General features: G+C 69.7%; 2 protein-coding genes and 1 pseudogene. 2 read left to right on the forward strand and 1 reads right to left on the reverse strand.

The window, feature by feature from the left end:
- Positions 1-102: 102 nt before the first annotated feature.
- Entirely contained in the window at positions 103-585 is a 483-nt protein-coding gene (locus C664_RS19970; RefSeq protein ID WP_004294545.1) for an acyl-CoA thioesterase, read from the reverse strand.
- A 106-nt stretch (positions 586-691) separates the two neighbouring features.
- On the opposite strand from C664_RS19970, the gene C664_RS19975 reads away from it, so the two are divergent.
- Positions 692-1,057 carry a cupin domain-containing protein gene (locus C664_RS19975; RefSeq protein ID WP_004294546.1) on the forward strand — a complete coding sequence of 122 codons (366 nt, stop codon included), beginning with the start codon at positions 692-694 and terminating at the stop codon, positions 1,055-1,057.
- 76 nt (positions 1,058-1,133) lie between these two features.
- A pseudogene (locus C664_RS19980) lies at positions 1,134-1,695 on the forward strand (hypothetical protein); the annotation flags it as partial.

Below are 1,695 nucleotides of genomic sequence, written 5' to 3' on the forward strand. Positions count from 1 at the left end.
GGGCGAAAGCCGGTTGCGGCGGGGGAGTGAGCCGGCCGACGGCGCGCAGCGCGGTGCTCAGTCCTGCGTTCCGTAGCACGCTCGGCTTTCAATCATCGGCGCTCACTCCCCGCCGTGCACCTCGGCGAACTTGCGCTCCATCTCGCGCCGCATCGCGCGGCGCACCTCGGCTTCGGCGAAGCGGCGGCGTTCGTCCGCCGTGTGGGGTTCCAGTGGTGGCACCTTGGTCGGGCGGCCATCGTCGTCGACCGCAATCATGGTGAAGAAGCAGCTATTGACGTGGCGCACGACCTTGCCGCGGATGTCCTCGGCGATGACCTTGATGCCCACTTCCATCGACGAGTTGCCGGTGTGGTTGACCGAGGCGAGGAAGGTGACGAGTTCACCGACCTGGATGGGCTGGCGGAACATGACCTGATCGACGCTGAGCGTGACGACGTAGTGGCCGGCGTAGCGTGCGGCGCAGGCGTAGGCGACCTGGTCGAGCAGCTTGAGGATGGCGCCGCCGTGCACCTTGCCCGAGAAGTTGGCGGTGTCGGGCGTCATCAGGACGGTCATGGTGAGCTGGTGGGCGGGCAGGTCCATTGCGGTGTCTCTGGCTTGCGTGGTCGATGAGGGCGACGCAGTGTCGCCCCTGACGCGGTGTGGCGCAAGGCTAGAATTCGGCTCACGATCCAGTCCTTCCGCAGCCATGCACAAGACCCTCACCGCCTTCGCCCACGCCGATACCCCCGCCAGCGTCGACCACCCGCGCCCCGAGCGCCTGGTCGACGGCAATCCGCTGCGCACGACCTGGAACCACTTCGAGCGCGACGGCATGTCCGCGGGCCTGTGGTCCTGCGCGCCGGGGGCGTGGCGCATCGCCTTTGCCGACGACACCGACGAGTTCTTCCACGTGCTGTCCGGCCGCATCCGCATCACCGACGAAGCCGGGCTGGCGCGCGTCTTCGGGCCGGGCGAGGCCTGCGTGATTCCGGCGGGTTTCAAGGGCGTGTTCGAGGTGCTGGAACCGGTGACGAAGCACTATGTGTTCGTGAAGCGCGGCGAGATGCGCTGAGGCGCGCCCGGGCGGGCGCCTTGCCCGTACCCGGTGCGGCGTCTAGGCTGCAGAAGCAGCCCCGGAGGTCGCCGCCATGTCCAGAAAACTGTTGTCGTTCGTCCTTGGCGTCTGGGTGTCTTCGGTCGCGTTCGCACAGGCACGTCCGCCCATTCCGAGCGTGGTGCTCGATCACATGAACGATCTCGACCGCCGCTGTGCCGCGGCCGGCGGGCGCGCGGGGGAAGGGCGCTTCGTCGTGGCGCAGGATTTCACTGGCGATGGCCGGCTCGACTACCTGCTGTCGGAGGGCGATTACAACTGCGTCGGGCGCCCGGGTCTGTTCCGCCAGGGCGGCGTGGGGCGGGTGGATATCTTCGTCGTCGACGCGCGCAACGCGGCGCGCCGGGTCTATTCCGACCAGCTCATCGCCTACCGGGTGCTCGCCGGCAAGCCGGCCAAGGTCCAGATCGCGCGCCAGGGCACGGCCTGCGGCCCCGGCAGCGACGCCCGTACCCAGTGTGCGGCGCAGCTGGCGTGGAACGGGCAGGGTTTTGGCGAGGCGGTCGCGGTGAGCGACGCGCGGGCGCCGGGGGATGCGGCGCCTGCAGCCCGGTCGCCGGCGGTGACCACGCCGGCTGTCGACGCCGTGGCGGGGT

It is taken from the genome of Thauera sp. 63, from assembly GCF_000310165.2.
GTDB classification, from domain to species: Bacteria; Pseudomonadota; Gammaproteobacteria; order Burkholderiales; family Rhodocyclaceae; genus Thauera; species Thauera humireducens.

Excerpts from the sequence above, each read along its gene's own strand:
- C664_RS19975 (WP_004294546.1), top strand. The coding sequence starts at position 692 with ATGCACAAGACCCTCACCGCCTTCGCCCACGCCGATACCCCCGCCAGC.
- C664_RS19970 (WP_004294545.1), bottom strand. The coding sequence starts at position 585 with ATGGACCTGCCCGCCCACCAGCTCACCATGACCGTCCTGATGACGCCC.